Source organism: Clostridium sp. CM028 (assembly GCF_030585565.1).
In the GTDB taxonomy this organism is placed as follows: Bacteria; Bacillota; Clostridia; order Clostridiales; family Clostridiaceae; genus Clostridium_AD; species Clostridium_AD estertheticum_B.
This window is the reverse complement of sequence record NZ_CP077766.1, coordinates 155,578-174,039: the sequence shown is the minus strand read 5'-3', so window position 1 is coordinate 174,039 and position 18,462 is coordinate 155,578. Positions and strand designations below refer to the sequence as shown.

Genomic DNA, 18,462 nt, shown 5'->3' with positions numbered 1-18,462 from the left:
CTATTTTATTCCTTCTTTTGTTGTCATCGCCACAATAGCTCCTTCATAAATTTCATGTATAGATATAGTAACTGGCTTTGTGGAATCTACCTGTACAAGTGGGCTTTGACCTTCTATTATTTGTCTTGCTCTTTTTGATGTTGCTACAACTAACGAATACCTATTATCTACTTTTTCTAATAAATTTACTATTGATGGGTTAATCATTGAATTATTCATTACTAATTTCCTCCTTTAGAAAATCTCCATTCATTCTATCGACTCTACATCTTTCTGCAATTACAATGCTTTGAATTTTTTCACAAGCATTATCTACAGTGTCATTTACAACTGCATAATCATATTTTGATACAAAACTAATTTCTTCATGCGCCGATGTAAATCTAGTAATTAAGGACTCTGGCGTTTCACTGCCCCTATTTGTAATTCTATTTTTCAATTCCTCCATAGACGGTGGAAGAATGAAAATAAATAAACCGCTTGGATAAGCCCTTTTCACCTTAAGTGCGCCTTGAATATCTATTTCTAGTATTACATCCCTACCGCCATCTAATATTTTTAGAACTTCAGATTTAGGAGTACCATAACAATTTCCATAAACCTCTGCGTATTCAAGAAAATCTTCTAATGCGATTTTTTCTAGGAATTTCTCTTTAGTTATGAAATAATAGTTTATTCCTTCTATTTCATCGCTTCTTGGGCTTCTTGTAGTCGCAGAGACCGAAATCCAAAAATTGTTTTTTTCGAGAAGCGCCTTGCATACAGTCCCTTTACCAGCACCAGAAGGGCCTGAAATAACAATTAGCTGTCCTTTACTCCTCATTATTCATCAACCTCGTCTAACCTTTCATCATCTTTAACAGATAACCTATGCGCAACAGTTTCAGGTTGAACAGCTGATAGAATAACATGATCACTATCAGTTATAATAACTGCTCTGGTTCTTCTTCCATAAGTGGCGTCAATTAGCATACCTCTATCTCTCGCTTCCTGAATTATTCTTTTAATTGGAGCCGATTCAGGACTAACTATGGCTACTAATCTGTTTGCTGAAACAATGTTCCCAAAACCTATGTTTATCAATTTTATACTCATCGTGTGCCTCCTGTTTATTCTATGTTTTGTATTTGTTCTCTAATTTTTTCTATTTCGCTTTTCATATTAATTACTGTATTTAAAATTTCTAAATCATTTGCTTTTGATGCTATAGTGTTAGTTTCTCTATTCATTTCTTGAATAATGAAATCAAGCTTTCTGCCAATTGGTTCGTCTAAAATTAAAGTTTCCTTCATTTGCTCTATATGACTATTTAATCTTACAATTTCTTCATCAATTCCAGCTTTGTCAGCAAAAATCGCAACTTCCATGGCAACTCTATTCTCATCAAACCCTACTTCTTTATGCAAAGCATTTAGTTTTTGAACTAGTTTTTCTTTATACTCACAAACAATAAACGGTGCTCTTTCCTTGACTTTTTCAACTAACCCATTGATTAAATCACATTTAATGATAACATCCGCTAATAATTTTTGGCCTTCTCTTTCTCTCATAAAAAGAAGAGCTTCAAGAGCTTTTTTTAGTGATTGTTCAATCTGATCAAAAGTTTCTGAACCCTCTTCTTCCTTTTGTTTAAGAGTTATTACCTCCGGCAATCTAGCTATTGTGTCAACTAGAATGTCGCCATCCAGATTATATTTATCTTTTAATGTTCGAAAGCAGTTTATATAGCTTTCAGCTAATTTTTCATTCAAATAAGCCTCAACATCTTCCTTATCATAATTCCCTTGAGTTACAAAAACATCAAGCTTTCCCCTTTTTACTTTTTCACCAATTATCTTCCGAATTTTATCCTCAAACGCTATTAATACTCTAGGCATTCTTATATTAGTTTCGAAATATCTATGATTGACACTTTTAATCTCTATGGTAAAGCTTTTACCATCTTTTTCACAACTTCCTCTTCCAAACCCAGTCATACTCCTAATCATAACAACGCATCCTTCCAATGTTCATTGTGAATCTTTATAATTATACATAAACTATCACCTAAGTTTCAAGCTAAAATTATAAGTTCTCACTTTATTACGATTTTCATATAAAAAAATACTTTTAAATTCTCACTTAAGTGATTCAATATTAACGAATTCAGAAGGGAATTTATACTTCTACTGAAGTTTTCTCTTTGTTATAGTATGTACCTCCCACTTATATAAGTAGGATATTTTCCTTCTGAAATGTTATCAAATTATAAATCGACTTATTTTAAAAACAGCTCATCCTTATATTAAAATATTTCCTATATAATTTATATTATACCAATAATAATATTAATCACCACATTTTTTTAGAGATTTTAAAGCTTTTTCAATAATAAGCTTATCTTTAGTCAATGCTATACGGAAATAATCGTATCCAAGTTTTCCAAATACATTTCCAGGCGTAACCACAATCCCATAATTCTCCAATAATTCTTCACAATACTCATTTGTTGTATAATTTTTAGGTGTTTTGCACCACAAATAAAAAGTGCCCTCTGCATCAAAAAAATCAACATTCTTTTGTAGCAAAACACTTTTAGCAACTTCACGTCTTTCATCATATATTTTTCTTGTATTATGAATATAATCACGTTCTAAATTAAGAGCAGCAATAGCAGCCTTTTGAATTGGAATAAATTGACCAGAGTCACAATTGCTTTTTATCTTTAAAAGAGAGTTTATTACCTTAGCATTACCTACAGCATACCCTATTCTATACCCTGTCATATTGTAAGTTTTAGATAAAGTTCCAAACTCTACGCATTTCCTTTTTAAATCATATTGCATAAGACTTATATTTTTTTTATTTACTTGAATTATTTCATTATATGCTGAATCATTGCATAAAACAATATTATTATCATAAGAAAACTTTATAATCCTCTTATAGAACTCAGAACCCGCTACTGCACCTGTTGGATTATTGGGATAATTTATAAAAATAAGCTTACATTTTTTAACAATTTCTTCGGGGATGACCTCAAGATTCATCATATATCCATTGTTTTGTGTTAGGGCTACAGTATATGGCACGCAACCCCAGAGTTTTGAACAAGTACTGTAAACAGGATATGCAGGCTCAGGCACTATTACACAATCCCCTATATCACATACAGCTGGTATTATATTGCTTATACCTTCTTTTGATCCTATAAGAATTATTACTTCATCCAAACTTAGACTTACGCTGTAAACCTGATTATAGTACCTTATAACTGCTTTTTTAAGTTCCATTAACCCATCGTAGGGAGGGTAATTATTATATCTATCATCCTTTAATCCCTCTATTAAGGCATCGGTAATTTTTGAATGAACTGTTAAATCTGGATCCCCTATACTAAGGTCAATAATTTTTTTCCCATTCAGCAAAGCTTCATTTTTTTTATCGTTAATCTTTTTAAAATGATATTCATAAACATTGGATAGTCTATTATTTATTTTCATAATATCACCCTTTATATATTTCTTTTATTATGTTATTCGGGCGGCACTAACCTTGTTACAGTTATTTTACTTATCCGCGTTAAATCACTGTCGAAGTTATTTATTATATTCAAAACTACAATATTAATGACTTCTAAATTTTCGTTAAAAAATATACTAAAGCACGATAAGTTATACTATCATGCTCTAGTATATTCATAATACACATATTATTACTGCTTTACAGATAATTTAACCAGTTACAATTAATTTGATAATAAACAATACTGCTAAGATATAAATTACAACTGAAACCTTCTTCTTTTTACTAGCATCCCTAGTAAATATATTGTTTACTAGGTTTAACACCGCATAAGAAAGAATACCTATAGTTAAACCATCTCCAATACTATAAGTCAAAGGCATTAATGCGATTGTTAGGAAAGCAGGAACTCCCTCTGTAAAATCACTGAAATCTATTTTAACTATATTCTCCATCATAAAGAATCCTACAATTATCAAAGCAGGTGCAGTTGCACATGATGGTATTGCAATGAACAAAGGTGAAAAGAACATTGCTATTAAAAATAATATTCCTGTTACAACGGAAGCGAGTCCAGTCCTAGCACCTTCTGCAACTCCCGCTGAGCTTTCTACAAAAGTGGTTACAGTTGATGTACCAAGAAAAGCTCCCACAGTAGTACCAACGGCATCTACTAGTAACGCACGTCCAGCATTTTTTACCTTACCATCTTTATCAAGCATTCCAACCTTTGAAGCAACTCCTACTAAAGTTCCTACAGTATCAAAAAAGTCAACAAATAAAAACGTTAAGACTATTGTCATAAATCCCAATATTCTAGTTGTATCAGTTAAGTATGAAAAATCTAGTTTACCTGCAATTGGTTTTATTGATTCAAATTTAAATATACCTTGTGGTGTACCTATTTTATAAGTTGCTGCAGCTTCTGGTAATATTATTGCAAATAACCAAGCCAATACTGTACTTGCAACTATTCCCCATAATATAGCCCCTTTAACTTTCTTTTTAGACAACACCACTATTATAATTACTCCTATTACAGTTATTAATACTGTAGGACTTCTAAAACTACCCATAGAAACCTTTGTTGCTTTATTAGTAACTACAATACCAGCATCTACAAAACCAATAAATGCAATGAAAAGTCCAATACCTGCGGTAACTGCCAATTTTAAAGTTGTTGGTATAGCATTAACTACAGCTTCGCGAACATTAGTTAATGATAATATAATAAAAATAATTCCTTCTACAAAGACAGCTGCTAATGCTACTTGCCACGGAACTTTCATTCCTATTACTACAGTATATGCAAAGAATGCATTTAATCCCATTCCTGGTGCTAAAGCAAAGGGCAAGTTAGCATATAACCCCATAAATATAGTAGCGAAAGCCGCTGTTAAACAAGTTACAGTTACTATAGCGGGTACAGGCATTCCTACACCAGGATTACCTAATGTGTTTGCATTAACCGCAATAATGTATGCCATGGTTAAAAATGTAGTTATCCCTCCAATAACTTCCTTTTTTACGTCACTTCCGTTTTCTTTCAATTTAAAATATTCCATTTAGTTTCCCTCCATGTGTTTGCAATACAAAATAAAACCACTATGGTTATTAATAAACCATAGTGGTTATTTTACTTTTATACAAACATAATAACAAAAATAGGCATGTACGTCAATACCATCACGAATATTTAAGCTTAATTTGTTTTTTAAATTCGGCTTTTGTACCGACCGCTTTCAAATATGCATTTAATTTCTTCTCTCCTAGTTGTACTTGCAAGTGCAAGCATAAGTTTAATTCTAGCTTTTTGGCCTGGCAGGCTATCTCCAAAAATCACACCATCATTTCTAAGTTCTTTTCCACCACCTGGATATCCATAAGAATCTAATACTCGTCCTTTAAAACATCTAGATACCATAACTACTGTCACTCCATTTTCTATAGCTGATTTTACTCCATCCGCCATTTTAGGTGGAATATTTCCTCTTCCCATAGCTTCAATAACAATCCCTCTTGCCCCTTGCTGCACACAAAAGTCAATTAATTTCGAATCCATCCCAGCACAAGCTTTTATTAAATCTACTCTAGTTTCTATTTTTTCTGTTATAATATGTTCTTTTTTTAAACTTTCCCTATAGAATATTGCTTCATTATTATCTATAATCCCTATTGGTCCAAACTCTGGGCTCTGAAAAGTATTTAAGTGCATTGAATGTGATTTAGTAACCTCTCCAGCACAATTAAGTTCGTCATTTAAACATACTAATACGCCCCTATTACGTGCATCTTCCGAAATAGCGGTACAGATGGAAGCTGATAAATTTGCTGGGCCATCATATCCAAGCTCCGAACTATTTCTCATTGATCCTGTAACAATTACAGGCTTTGGATTATCAATAGTTAGGTGTAACAGATACGCTGTTTCCTCAAGTGAATCTGTACCATGAGTAACTACAACCCCACATATATCGTCTCTACATAAAAAACTTTGTATATATTTAGATAAATCCATCATTAGTTCCGGTGTCACATGAGGTCCCGGTAAATTTGAAAAAGTATGTGATTCTATTTCTGCATAATTTTCAATTCCCGTAACCATAGACATTATTTCTTCTCCACTTAGCGTTGGAACCGCAGCCTTTATTCTTTGGTCAACCGTCATAGAGATTGTTCCTCCATTAAAAATAACCACAACTTTTTTCAATTAAAATTCCTCCTACCCTTATTAAAAACAGATATTTTTTTGTTTATTTTTAAACTGTAAAATAATTATAACCTTAAATAGCTTATCACACAAATATTAGCAAATGAATTTTTCGTGTATTTGCATACTCACCTGCCGGTCTAACAAAAAAATAAGATATGCTTATAGTTATAAGCATATCTTATTAACATCATTTTCATTATACATAATTTATTACTACATAATCGTTTATGGATTTGGTAGCTAGAGAACCATACTATTTACTTTTTAAATATTCAAATAATTTTTTTTCTATTTCATCGGCACAATTATCATCTAAGGTTATATACTGCCTATATCCGTCTAACGCCTTAACTTCAATCTTCCCTACCTCTTGACCAGTAACTTTATCAATATCACGTTCAAACTTCATTATTTTATAACCTTCACTTATAAAATCCTCTATTTTACTTATCATTAAATCACACTCCTTTTCTTTTTATAGTTAAGACTTTAAACTAAAAAAAACTGTAGCTTTTAGTATGAAAATTTATTTTAATTTCTTTTTTCTTTCTTCACACCTTTCTGCTTATCGCTAGCATCTGTTCTTTTAGTCCCAATATTAATTTCTTGACCATTAACTTCACTTTTTTTGCCTTTTTGCATATTATTAACCTCCTTCATATATCTAATATAATCTAAGCCACATGTATTCATTTGATTTAGGCACGCAATACTAGCCACTAGTTTTATAACCTAATCAAGGGTTTTTCCATTGAAATTTTCATACAAAGGTGGTTTTTTCTTATCCCCTTTGCTTTTCTTAGGTTTATTGATATCGTCGCGTTTAACATCAATATTACTATTTTTACTACCTCCAACATGTTGATGATCAGGCATCGTTAAAACTCCCTTCAAATTTAATTATGTTCCGCTTTTAAATAAAGTCTGAAACTTTTACCTCAATAACGATATTTGTGTTAAAATTCTTTACATTCACTTTATTATTTTCCTCAATATAATATTTATTATACCCAGCATCTTTACTTAGAATTTATTTTCATATATGTCAAAGTTTTAGTTTTACAATCAATTATTTTAGTTTATTTCCACAATTGAATGATAAAATTTATAATAATCATGGAATTATTCACAAATGGAATATTAATTTATATGTAGATAATATATATAAATAAGTAATTGATTAATGAGGTGTATTAAATGGACAATGACTTTAAAAAAATTATACATGAAGAAATTAATAAACCACTTAATAATATTGTTGATGTTTTCACTCCAAAGGTAAAAAAAAACGATTATAAACTAGCTGTATTTTGGATTATAGTGGGTATTCTAGCTATGTTATTACTTTACTATACTTATAAAATGCTATACATTTATTTTTAAATTCCAATTTCAAATTATATTAACAGTAAACTCATAATAAAAAAGAAAAAAGCAAATATTTCTATTAATGCATCATTTCAGTTCCGCAAGCTGTTTCCTATATAATAAACGAAAACTTGATGAAGTAAGTTTAATGTACTTGTTACATTAAACCTACGTCATCAAGTTTTTATAATTTTTAAGACCTAATCTAAACCTAATTAGCATTACCACTGAGACTGTTTTCAATGCGTACTATAACATCATGTATTTTTTCAAACATAATTCCGTAGGCCATCCATACCGGTGCATAACCTAATGTAATTATCCCACATATTGAATTTTTTTTATTTACATAGTTCCATGGACACTCACCTAAAAACGCCCTAAGCAGTAGTCCGCTAATTAATTCTACTGCAAATATAAGGACCATATATATGCCTCCCCTCACAATAAGCGGAAGATGTTTTATCCTATAATGCACAGGTTCAAGAAATACAGCAAGCCCATATATAGGAAACATCCAGATACAGGTAGTGCCCCTAAGTAATACATCGCCCTTAATCATTGCTCCAAACCCATTCCACAAAATCTCTGCTAAAAGCCCTAAAAATCCGTATATAATAAATCTTTTCCACATGAGAATATTGTGTGTATTACCTTGTAAAATATACTACTAACCCTCTTTTATATAAGTTTTTCATTAAATATATTAGTTAAATTTAGTTTTTCTACTTTCCCCTTAATTTCATCTTTATCTAAAGTATAAAGTCCAAGTTCTTGCATTCTCTTAAAATACCCCGCTCCCGCAAAAGTATATCTGTTTCTTCTTCCTTCTTTAGATTTCATTTTTTCATTCGCATAGGCCATTATGTCTCCAACGGCAAGGGACCTTGGCAACATCAAAAGAGGCATTCCTATATAATTTCTTATGGCATTGTGTCCGGCTAAAGCCCCTGTTATCATTGCTTCTGTGTGACCTACAAATAATCCAGACTTCTCGCCTGCACAGAACAAATTATCCAGGCCTATAACCTTCATACTATTTGTCCTTGGAGCTACTGATAGATACCTTATAGAGTTTCCCTTTCCCCCTGCATATGGATCTATATATTTTGCATTTTCAAGTCCTTTAATTTTTCTTAACTTATCTAATGGATAATATGAAGTCATAAGCTTTACATGACCTGTATCTAATAAAATTACATTTTCTGCAAATTCTTTAAGGGCATACTGCTGACATACCTTTAATTTAAGTTTTTCTAAATTTATATCTTCTTCTGGAATCTTCAAAACAACCACTCCTGCTTCATCTAGTTGTTTTACAACGTCATCGGCTAAAGAATCCTTAGCTAGTTTACACGAGCCGCTAAAAGCTCCATATACGTCTTCTTGTCTTTCTCCTTTTAAGTCTTCAACTCCTGCTCTGTAGCTTATGCTTACCCTTGGCCCAAAAGCTGGACATCTTAAAATACACATTGAACATCCATTTCCATATTTTAAGCAGTTACCCATTGGCCCTGTTGAACCTGTAGTTTCTATAAATACATCTGCCTCAACATATTCCCCGTCTGATAGATATATTCCTTTTATTCTATTGCCTTCTTTTTCAACATCTACCACTCTTGTTATCATGTTTAATTCTATATCCATAGCTTTTAAATATTTTACTACTGCTGGTTCGATCTTGTTTACATCGTAAAGCCAGGCATGTTTATGCCCCGGAAAATCAATATTTTTATGTCTAGTGTTTTCATCAGTCAAATGTATTAAATCTCCTGCCCCAAGCGCTATCATTTCTTCTGCCGCAGTATACCTTCCATTATTTCTCATTATACCGCCTACATTGCCAAGTCCTAAGAGCATATCTGTTTTTTCATATAACGCAACCGTAGCTCCTGCTTTTTTTGCTATTATTGCCGCGCTGCAACCAGACCACCCACCACCAATTACGATAACCTTCAAAATATTCTCCTCCCTTCTAATACATATTTAGGTTCTGTCTGCATTTTGCAGAGCCGCCTTAATTTAAGGTCGTTATTTATTCTTGTGCAACAGCCACACACACCTTCTCCACAGCACATTTTGGCATTATTACAACAAGAATATTTAATGTTTTTGTCCATATCTTCTACGACCTTCATCAATTCATAATTTAAAACATCTGCAGCATCACAGTGAACTAAACTAATGTTATTATTACTAATTAAATCATTTAATATATTATTAAATTCATCTGTTACTCTTCCATTCTCTATAGTATTGCACTGTATAACTTTTGAAGCATACTTTTCTAAATACTCACTCACAAAACTATTTTTATAAGGGGAATTATCAAGCACAACTATATTTTCATTATTATTTGCATGCAAATATTTAAGTACTGGTATCATAGGTGCCTGCCCTATACCTCGTGCTACAATTAAGCATATACTATTTTTAACTTTATATATGTTTTTTAGTCCTAAAGTACCATTCCAAAATGGCCCTTTTACAAGCAACTCTTCCCCTAGCTTTAACAAATCTAATGCTTTGGTTTTAGTCCCCTTAAGTTCTATAGCAATAGTTATAGTATTATTTCTGGTATCCGTATCCAATATTGATATTGGCGTATCAAACCTCGTTTCTGTATCTGGTCTTCGTGCAAAAATATAACTTCCCGCATAAACTAATTCACTTACCAATTTATCACTTGCACCTACTGTAAGTATAATAACATTGTCCTCTAATTTATTTTTTTCTAATATTTTACAATGATAATATTTCCTACCCTCTTTAGCTTTAAAATTGTTTGAAACATATTCTTGATATATACATACCCCATTAAAGTTGCAGCAGTCGCAGAAATCTTTACCTGCTAGCTGTGAACATAATATGCAGTCCCCTGTTTCTGCCAGATGGCAAGGACATGGTTGAGACGCCAAACTACGATATTCTTTTAATCAAGTCTATACTTATATACATACAATCACTTAATTTTCATATTAATTACATAATATTCATAAAAACTTTTTACAAAAATCATTGAAATTATTGTTATTTTCCGTTAAAATGGTCATTGAAGAAAGGACTGATTATTTGAAAGCTCTTTTAAAAAAATTATTGCCATTATTACTTATTGGTTCTGTTCCTTTTTCCAATTTATTCTATTGGACATTAAATAATACTCAAAGAGGAGTTTATGATCTAACTACTGATTTAGATAGATCTTTACCACTTATAAAAATTTTTATAATACCTTATATGACTTTGTGGTTTTTCTTAGCATTTTGTTTTATTTATTTATGCTTTAAGAACAGAAAAGTTTATTATAGGATTATGCTTACTTTAGTCCTATGTTATGTTGTTGCTTTTGTCACTTATTACTTTTTTCAAACAACTGTTCCAAGGCCTATTGTTACAGGGGATGATATATTCTCGAAGCTGATTTTATTTACCTATAATTCTGATGGACCATATAATTGTTTTCCAAGCATCCATGTAATTACTGCATACCTAGCTGTTAAAGGGATTAACGCTGCTAATGCTAGAAAACGTATTAAAATTCCAGTTAATATCTTAGGATTTCTCATTATTATATCCACTGAATTTGTTAAACAACACGTAATAATGGATATTTTTTTCGCAATATTCTTATGTAATGTGATATTCACTTCAATCATTTATGTAGAAGAACATTACAAACTTTATAATTCCAAAAAAGTTTATACCTTCACAAAACAAGATATTGAACAATAATACTGCTAAATCAAAAGCTGCTGAATAATTTTCAGCAGCTTTTTAACTTTATATTATAACAATTTTGTCATCTTTTAATTCTATGGATATATTTGATCCTTCACTAAATTTATTCTCAAGATAATGCTCTGCAATTTCATCTTCAATGTATTTTTGAATAGTTCTTCGAAGTGGCCTTGCACCGTATTTATCATCGTATCCTTTTTCTAATATAAAGTCCTTTACATCTTCTGAAACATGCACTGTAATTTTCTTTTCCTTTACCTCTCCTATTACTTCCATCATCATTAAATCTACTATTTTACGTAGCTCTTCCTTTTTAAGAGTGGTAAATACAATAATCTCATCTACTCTATTTAAAAATTCTGGTCTAAATGTTTCTTTTAAAGCGTCCTTTACACGTGATTCTAAGATATCATAATCACCTTGAACAAAACCAATATTACCTGAATTAAACTTAGTACCTGCATTAGACGTCATTATTATTACAGTGTTTTCAAAGGAAACAGTTCTGCCTTGACTATCTGTTAGTATTCCATCTTCAAGAATTTGAAGCAGCATATTAAATACATCCGGATGAGCCTTTTCAATTTCATCTAAAAGAATCACTGAATATGGCTTTCTTCTGACTTTTTCAGTTAATTGTCCACCCTGATCATATCCTATATACCCTGGTGGTGCACCAATTAGCTTCGAAACTGTATGTTTTTCCATGTATTCAGACATATCTATACGAATTAATGACTCCTCACTTCCAAAAAGCTCACAAGATAGTGCTTTAACTAGCTCTGTTTTTCCAACTCCTGTTGGTCCTACAAAAATAAAAGAAGATGGCTTTTTCTTTTTTCTAAATCCGGAACGATTCCGCCTAATTGCTCTAGATAAGCTTATAATAGCTTCATTTTGACCTATAACTCGTTTGTGTAGCCTACCTTCCAAATTTAATAGCTTTTTCGCTTCTTTTTCTGTAATTTTTTTAATTGGAATTCTAGTCCATGACTCAATCACAAAAGCAATATCCTCTAGAGTAATTTGAACATCACTATATTTTTCTTGAGTTTCGTTAATATCTTCTTTTACTTTGCATAGCTTCATCCTATATTCTGCAGCCTTTTCAAAATTTCCGGCAACCTCAGCTTCCTTCTTTCCATTTTGAATTTTTTCTGATTCCTCTTTTAATTCTGCAAGTTCGACAAGACCTTTATTTTTTAAATTAGCTCTAGAACCGGCCTCATCAATAACATCAATGGCTTTATCTGGCAGAAATCTTTCTGTTATGTATCTTTCAGATAAATTTACAACTTCTTCAATTACTTCATCAGATATTTTAACTTTATGGTATTCTTCATAGTAGCCTCTTATTCCTTTTAAAATTTCTATTGTCTCAGCTATACTAGGTTCCTCAACTAGGACTGGCTGAAATCTTCTCGCGAGTGCTGCGTCTTTTTCTATATATTTTCTATATTCCTCCAATGTAGTAACTCCAATAACTTGTATTTCCCCCTTGGCCAAAGCTGGCTTCAAAATATTTGCTGCATTCATTGCACCCCCCTGAACCTCACCAGCACCCATAATATTGTGCACCTCATCAATAACTAATATTATATTTCCATTTTCCTTAGCTTCTTCAATAATTGACTTCATGCGGCTTTCAAATTGCCCTCTAAATTGTGTACCTGCAACCACCGCAGTTAAATCAAGCAGGTAAACTTCCGCATTAAATAATTTTTCTGGAACTTGTTTTTCTACAATTCTTACAGCTAACCCTTCTGCAATAGCTGTTTTACCAACACCTGCTTCTCCAATTAATATTGGATTATTTTTGCTTCTCCTATTTAAAATCTGTACCACTCTATCGATTTCTTTATCCCGTCCAACAACCTTGTCGACGCCATTTTGATTTGCTTTGTTAGTTAGATTTATACCATATGTATCTAAATTCTTTCGCTTCTTTTTAAACCAATTCTTTTTTGATTTATCTTCAGCTGTTTCTTTAATCTTTGATGAGATTTGACCTTCATCCTCTATAAAATCACTATTTTCATCAACAGGTGAAAATAATCCATTAAAAATATTACCAATGGTCTTTTTTTTATCACCATTCTCAATATCCATATTGGGAGCATTTAAATCCTCAAGATCTATATCCTCTAAATTCATATTTTTGAACATATTACCCATTTGTTCATTTAAGTTTTCAATATCCTCTGAGGATAATCCAGCTTGTTGCACTAATTGATCCATAACTGGAATACCCCTTTTTTTAGCACACTCTATGCATAATCCTATAGTTTCGGTTTTTCCATTCTCAATTCTTGATGTTAATATCATTGCAATATTTTTTTTACATATTTCACATAACTTCATATAAATCATCTCCATATTTTATGTTGTATACAATATTATAACAGTATATCATCTTTCAATAGAATTTGTTCGATATATTCTGATTGTTTATTTCTCATTAATAGAATAACTGCTCCTTATTATTTTAACTCTTTTACTTTTCTATTTTATTCTACTATTATACATATATTCCTTTTTATTGTAGTGCTGTTTTTCCTGCAATTTGAAATATCTTAGCTAATCATTAACTTTTCTATTAATTCGTTCATTTCTTGTAACGTAAGCTCTGAAGCTATTATTTTCGCAACAGTCCTTGTATACTGCTCATCCAAGAGTTCTACTTCTTTTTTATTTAATTCTAAAACAATTGTAGAATTAACTTTCATTTATAATCCTCCAAATAAACTATTATATTATAGTATGCATCTTTAAACCTTAGTGTTACGTAATCATGTATATACCTATATATATTTAATTATATACATGATTACGTAATATTATTTTTCTAAAATACATATCTTTATTTTGTGAAGAAATTATAGTTTATAGAATATATCATAATTATTTATAATGCTTATATAAGCTTTTATAAATTTTATAAATCAATTATTAAGGAGTAATAAATTGAAAATTGCCGCTATATACTCCAGAAAATCAAAAATCACAGGAAAAGGCGAATCGATAATTAACCAAATTGAATTATGTAAACATGAATGTAATCATTTAGAAATCGAAAAATTTATAATATATGAGGACGAAGGTTTTTCAGGAAAAAATATCAAAAGGCCTCAGTTTCAAAAAATGCTCATTGATGCAAGGGAAAAAAAATTTCATGTACTAATTTGTTATAGACTGGATAGAATTAGTAGGAATATCTCTGATTTTACTACTCTTATAAATGAATTAGATAGTTTACACATTAGCTTTATAAGTGTTAATGAACAGTTTGATACATCAACCCCTATGGGTCGTGCCATGATGTATATTGCATCTGTTTTTGCGCAGCTAGAACGTGAAACTATTGGTGAAAGGGTTCGTGACAATATGTTAGAACTCGCTAAAAGTGGAAGATGGTTAGGAGGTCAAACCCCTTTGGGGTATGAAAGTAGAAAACTATCCTATTTGGATGGTGAATTTAGAGAAAAATCTATGTATACATTATCACCCATAAAAAAGGAATTAGATGTAGTAAAAATTATTTATGATAAATATCTACAGTATAAATCTATTAGCCAGGTTTTTATTTTCATCTTTAAAAAGAATATTAAAACAAAAAACGGCGCTGACTTTAATAAGAAAAGGATTCAACTTATATTAAGAAACCCCCTTTACGTTAGAGCAAATGAAGCTGTTATGAATCACCTTCAGCTTATTGGCATGAATGTAATGGGAAAAGCTAATGATAAACAAGGTATTATAACTTATAATAAGAGTAAAGGTGCTAGGATTAAACGAGATATAACTGAATGGATAGCTGCTATTTCTAAACACGAAGGAATTATTGATGCTTTCAATTGGCTTAAGGTTCAACAAATATTAGATGATAATAAAAACAAGGCACCACGGCTCGGAACCTCTGCAGCAGCATTACTTACCGGAATTTTAAAATGTTCTAAATGTGGTAAAAGTATGATTGTTAAACATGGTCATATTAGTGCAACAACTAATAAAAAAATCCAGTATTATGTTTGTAGTACTAAAGATTATTCAAAAGGCGAGCGATGTAATAATCCTAATGTACGCGTAGATGAACTCGAAAAGGTAGTTATAGATAATTTAAAAAATATCACAATTTCAAGAAATATTTTATTAGAGGAGTTAAATAAAATAAAATCCGAACTATCAAAAACTAATTTGGTACAATCTGAAATAGAGAGTTTATCATCACAAATAAATATAAAACAAGATCAAATAGATATTCTAGTAAATCAATTATCTTTGGACAATGAAATATCCAAATATATAAGGCCTCAAATTTACAAATTAGGAATTGAATTAGAAAAATTAAGTGTTAAATATAAAGACTTAGCCTCTACTTCCTATAAATTTAAAAATAATAATCCGATTGTCGATAAATTTTTAAATTCTTCAAATAGCTTTTCATCAATAATGGATATCTTAGATTTTAATAACAAACGCTTATTAATTAATAATATTGTAAACTCAATATACTGGGATGGCGCTAGAGGCATTGTAAAAATTAAAACACTAAACTGATTATCGCAGTTTAGTGTGGCAAGGACAAAATTCACTTCCTACATCAATGCAATCGTAGGGTTCATAACTCATCATTCTAACCTCCTAAAGTACTATACTATTAAAATATTTGAAATTGTGAAATTTGTTACAACTTAAATTTAATATTCATAATTAATCATTCCCACATATTAGAAAAATCTAAATTATATAAATCATTATTATCAATGAATCACCTTGAAAAATAACCATAAATTGTATTTGTACACTGTTAAAGTTTTCTAACAAATAAGAGAGAGACTTATATTCTCTCTTATTTGTTAGGTATAATTAAATCTTTAATTTTATCAAATTCTTGTCTAACCTTATTTTTCTTTTTTATAGAATTTTTAGCCACTAAGGCTTCTGTAAATAAGAGTTTATTATTTGCATATACATCTATCCTACCAACCTCTTCCCCTTCATGTATTGGGGCATAAATCTCATTTAGTGGCTTTCTAATTTTGAATTCTATTTTTTGATTGTTTTTTACTGGAATTATAATATCTCTTTTACTTACTATTTCAACATTACCCACTCCGTCTTTTATGCTTAGATGTTCTAAAATGTCATTTTTACTGATTATTTTTTTGTATTCATAATTTTTTTCAACATACTTACTTATTTTCTCAGTTTCCTTCCATCTAGGTGTACAATTTAGTGTAATTATAATAACATCTCTATTTTGAATTTTAACAGAAGTTACTAAACATTTACCTGCCTTTCCAGTAGATCCTGTTTTTACTCCTGTTGAATTTGGTAAAAGATATAAAATTTTATTTATATTGTGGTAACTTCTAGTAAAGTTATTCTGTTTACCATCCACATCTTTAGATCCTACTATATCATTAAAAAATTTAATTTCTTTTGCCTTTGCAGTAACTAAAGCTAAATCATACGCTGTAGAATAGTGATTTGCACTGTCTAACCCGTGAGGAGACTCAAAGTTGCTATTCAATAATCCAATTTCTAAAGCATACTCATTCATAAGCTTTGAAAACTCATCAACACTTCCACTAATTCCTTCAGCAATTGCAATTGCGGCGTCATTTCCAGATCTCAACAAGAGTCCATACAACAATTCTTTTAAGGTTACTTCCTCTCCTTTTTTTAATCCTATTTCTGAACCGCGTATAGATGCTGCTTTCTCTGATACAATTATTTTCTTGTTTAAATCTCCACATTTTATTGCTACAAGCGCCGTTAGTATTTTTGTAGTACTTGCAATTTCAATTGGTGTATATGCATTTTTTTCATATAAAACAATTTTCGAATCAGCATCTATTGCTATAGCACTTATAGCATTAACATATAAATCCTCTGCAAAAACATTTTCAACAAATGACGAAAATAGAAAAAACAAACTTAAACATAATGATAAATATACTTTAAAATTTTTTCTCATTATTTCACCTCTCTTAAATTTGAATATTATATACACAAGTTGATATTTTTATAAATTATTGGACATAATACCAGTTATTAGATAGATTGGGAGGTTAAGATGTTTAAATGTATAATAGTATTTCTTTTAACTATAATAATTATATTATTTCCAATCCATTTAAAAATAACCCTTAAGTACTCAAACAAAATTTTGGGAATTTACATTTATAATAAGAAATTAAAGGTTAAAAAAGTTTTAAAAAATGGTAATAAAAATGATTTAAAAGGTAGCCTAAAAGAAAATTTCTTTAAGTCTTTAATTTTAAGCGATATAAAATTAATTACCTATAAAATTAAGAAATTAAAATTCAAACCAACATTAACTTTAAATACTAAACTAGAATATGGATTTGATGATGCTGCATTGGTCGCTATTTTATTTGGCTTAATTCATTCAACTTATAGTTTTTTGTATTTAATATTAACAGATTTTGTAAAAGTTAAAAATATTGATTTTAAAGTTAACCCTCATTTTAAAAAAAATGATTTTGTTATGGAAATTTCGAGTATAATTTACGTCAATTTAGCAAAAATTACTTATATAGCATTTATTATGTTAATTTGCCTTATAACCATAAAACATAACAAAATGAATATAAAAAAATATAAAGGAGGAAATATACATGGATAATCATCCAATTGAAAATTTGATGAGGAGCACGATGGAAAGCATAAAAGATATGATAGATGTGAATACCATTGTAGGAGAACCTATCCAATCATTAGATGGGACTACAATTATCCCTATTTCAAGAGTATGTTTTGGTTTTGCATCTGGAGGTAGTGAATTCAATAGTGTTACGTCTTCTGACTCAAGTAATAACTATCCTTTTGGTGGTGGTTCTGGAGCTGGAGTCACTGTTAAGCCCGTTGCATTTTTAGTTGTTAAAAACGATTCAGTAAGACTATTGCCTGTAGATCAGCAAAATACATATGATAAAATCGTTGATACTGTACCACAGGTTATCGATATTATTAAGGGTATGTTTAAAGATAGTTGTGATAAGAATACAGAATGCGAAGATAGCGATAAGTATTCTGAATAACTTCTCTTAATTGTTCAAATTATATATTAAAAATATTAACCCCACCATAATAAGAATTTTCCACTGGAAATT

General features: G+C 30.4%; 20 protein-coding genes. 5 read left to right on the top strand and 15 right to left on the bottom strand.

Features of this window, described 5'->3' with window-relative positions; genetic code table 11:
- The 9 genes from rpoZ to KTC94_RS00815 form a co-directional block, all read right to left on the bottom strand.
- Complete coding sequence (gene rpoZ / locus KTC94_RS00855) at window positions 1-219, bottom strand: DNA-directed RNA polymerase subunit omega (protein ID WP_165413683.1); 219 nt, start codon at window positions 217-219, stop codon at window positions 1-3.
- Entirely contained in the window at window positions 212-823 is a 612-nt protein-coding gene (gene gmk, locus KTC94_RS00850) for a guanylate kinase (RefSeq protein WP_165413682.1), read from the bottom strand. The genes rpoZ and gmk overlap by 8 nt, the downstream gene beginning before the upstream one ends.
- Window positions 823-1,095 carry an extracellular matrix/biofilm regulator RemA gene (remA, locus tag KTC94_RS00845; protein WP_165413681.1) on the bottom strand — a complete coding sequence of 91 codons (273 nt, stop codon included), beginning with the start codon at window positions 1,093-1,095 and terminating at the stop codon, window positions 823-825. The genes gmk and remA overlap by 1 nt, the downstream gene beginning before the upstream one ends.
- Before the next feature lie 14 nt (window positions 1,096-1,109).
- The gene (locus KTC94_RS00840) at window positions 1,110-1,988 is read right to left on the bottom strand and encodes a YicC/YloC family endoribonuclease (protein WP_165413680.1); all 879 of its coding nucleotides are present in this window, start codon (window positions 1,986-1,988) and stop codon (window positions 1,110-1,112) included.
- Between the two features lie 339 nt (window positions 1,989-2,327).
- A complete protein-coding gene (locus KTC94_RS00835; protein WP_216302525.1) occupies window positions 2,328-3,482 on the bottom strand; it encodes an aminotransferase class I/II-fold pyridoxal phosphate-dependent enzyme in 1,155 nt (384 codons plus the stop codon).
- A 231-nt stretch (window positions 3,483-3,713) separates the two neighbouring features.
- Complete coding sequence (locus tag KTC94_RS00830) at window positions 3,714-5,069, bottom strand: NCS2 family permease (protein WP_165413679.1); 1,356 nt, start codon at window positions 5,067-5,069, stop codon at window positions 3,714-3,716.
- 149 nt (window positions 5,070-5,218) lie between these two features.
- Window positions 5,219-6,214 carry an asparaginase gene (locus KTC94_RS00825; RefSeq protein ID WP_165413678.1) on the bottom strand — a complete coding sequence of 332 codons (996 nt, stop codon included), beginning with the start codon at window positions 6,212-6,214 and terminating at the stop codon, window positions 5,219-5,221.
- A 256-nt stretch (window positions 6,215-6,470) separates the two neighbouring features.
- Window positions 6,471-6,671: a hypothetical protein gene (locus KTC94_RS00820; protein ID WP_165413677.1), complete on the bottom strand. Its 201-nt coding sequence runs from the start codon at window positions 6,669-6,671 to the stop codon at window positions 6,471-6,473.
- Window positions 6,672-6,949: 278 nt separating this feature from the next.
- The gene (locus KTC94_RS00815; RefSeq protein WP_165413676.1) at window positions 6,950-7,093 is read right to left on the bottom strand and encodes a hypothetical protein; all 144 of its coding nucleotides are present in this window, start codon (window positions 7,091-7,093) and stop codon (window positions 6,950-6,952) included.
- A gap of 321 nt (window positions 7,094-7,414) precedes the next feature.
- On the opposite strand from KTC94_RS00815, the gene KTC94_RS00810 reads away from it, so the two are divergent.
- Entirely contained in the window at window positions 7,415-7,600 is a 186-nt protein-coding gene (locus KTC94_RS00810) for a hypothetical protein (RefSeq protein WP_165413675.1), read from the top strand.
- Window positions 7,601-7,796: 196 nt separating this feature from the next.
- Here KTC94_RS00810 and KTC94_RS00805 read toward each other — a convergent pair whose 3' ends face one another.
- The 3 genes from KTC94_RS00805 to KTC94_RS00795 are packed head-to-tail and all read right to left on the bottom strand — an operon-like array spanning window position 7,797 to window position 10,503.
- A complete protein-coding gene (locus tag KTC94_RS00805) occupies window positions 7,797-8,219 on the bottom strand; it encodes a hypothetical protein (RefSeq protein WP_165413674.1) in 423 nt (140 codons plus the stop codon).
- 47 nt (window positions 8,220-8,266) lie between these two features.
- Window positions 8,267-9,544, bottom strand: a complete 1,278-nt coding sequence (locus KTC94_RS00800; protein WP_216302524.1) for an FAD-dependent oxidoreductase — start codon at window positions 9,542-9,544, stop codon at window positions 8,267-8,269.
- Window positions 9,541-10,503: a sulfide/dihydroorotate dehydrogenase-like FAD/NAD-binding protein gene (locus KTC94_RS00795; RefSeq protein ID WP_216302523.1), complete on the bottom strand. Its 963-nt coding sequence runs from the start codon at window positions 10,501-10,503 to the stop codon at window positions 9,541-9,543. Before KTC94_RS00795 ends, KTC94_RS00800 begins: the two co-directional genes overlap by 4 nt.
- A 127-nt stretch (window positions 10,504-10,630) precedes the next feature.
- On the opposite strand from KTC94_RS00795, the gene KTC94_RS00790 reads away from it, so the two are divergent.
- Window positions 10,631-11,317: a phosphatase PAP2 family protein gene (locus KTC94_RS00790; RefSeq protein WP_216302522.1), complete on the top strand. Its 687-nt coding sequence runs from the start codon at window positions 10,631-10,633 to the stop codon at window positions 11,315-11,317.
- Window positions 11,318-11,365: 48 nt separating this feature from the next.
- Here KTC94_RS00790 and KTC94_RS00785 read toward each other — a convergent pair whose 3' ends face one another.
- Together KTC94_RS00785 and KTC94_RS00780 are read right to left on the bottom strand one after the other, a co-directional pair.
- Entirely contained in the window at window positions 11,366-13,684 is a 2,319-nt protein-coding gene (locus tag KTC94_RS00785; protein WP_165414968.1) for an ATP-dependent Clp protease ATP-binding subunit, read from the bottom strand.
- A gap of 212 nt (window positions 13,685-13,896) precedes the next feature.
- Window positions 13,897-14,049, bottom strand: coding sequence for a hypothetical protein (locus KTC94_RS00780; protein ID WP_165414967.1), 153 nt, complete (start codon window positions 14,047-14,049; stop codon window positions 13,897-13,899).
- A 238-nt stretch (window positions 14,050-14,287) separates the two neighbouring features.
- On the opposite strand from KTC94_RS00780, the gene KTC94_RS00775 reads away from it, so the two are divergent.
- Complete coding sequence (locus KTC94_RS00775; protein ID WP_165414966.1) at window positions 14,288-15,880, top strand: recombinase family protein; 1,593 nt, start codon at window positions 14,288-14,290, stop codon at window positions 15,878-15,880.
- Between the two features lie 292 nt (window positions 15,881-16,172).
- On the opposite strand, the gene KTC94_RS00770 is transcribed toward KTC94_RS00775, so the two are convergent.
- Complete coding sequence (locus KTC94_RS00770) at window positions 16,173-17,303, bottom strand: D-alanyl-D-alanine carboxypeptidase family protein (RefSeq protein ID WP_220319499.1); 1,131 nt, start codon at window positions 17,301-17,303, stop codon at window positions 16,173-16,175.
- A 99-nt stretch (window positions 17,304-17,402) separates the two neighbouring features.
- On the opposite strand from KTC94_RS00770, the gene KTC94_RS00765 reads away from it, so the two are divergent.
- Window positions 17,403-17,975, top strand: a complete 573-nt coding sequence (locus KTC94_RS00765) for a DUF2953 domain-containing protein (protein ID WP_220319498.1) — start codon at window positions 17,403-17,405, stop codon at window positions 17,973-17,975.
- Entirely contained in the window at window positions 17,968-18,390 is a 423-nt protein-coding gene (ytfJ, locus tag KTC94_RS00760; RefSeq protein ID WP_216302519.1) for a GerW family sporulation protein, read from the top strand. The genes KTC94_RS00765 and ytfJ overlap by 8 nt, the downstream gene beginning before the upstream one ends.
- The last annotated feature ends 72 nt before the right edge of the window (window positions 18,391-18,462 follow it).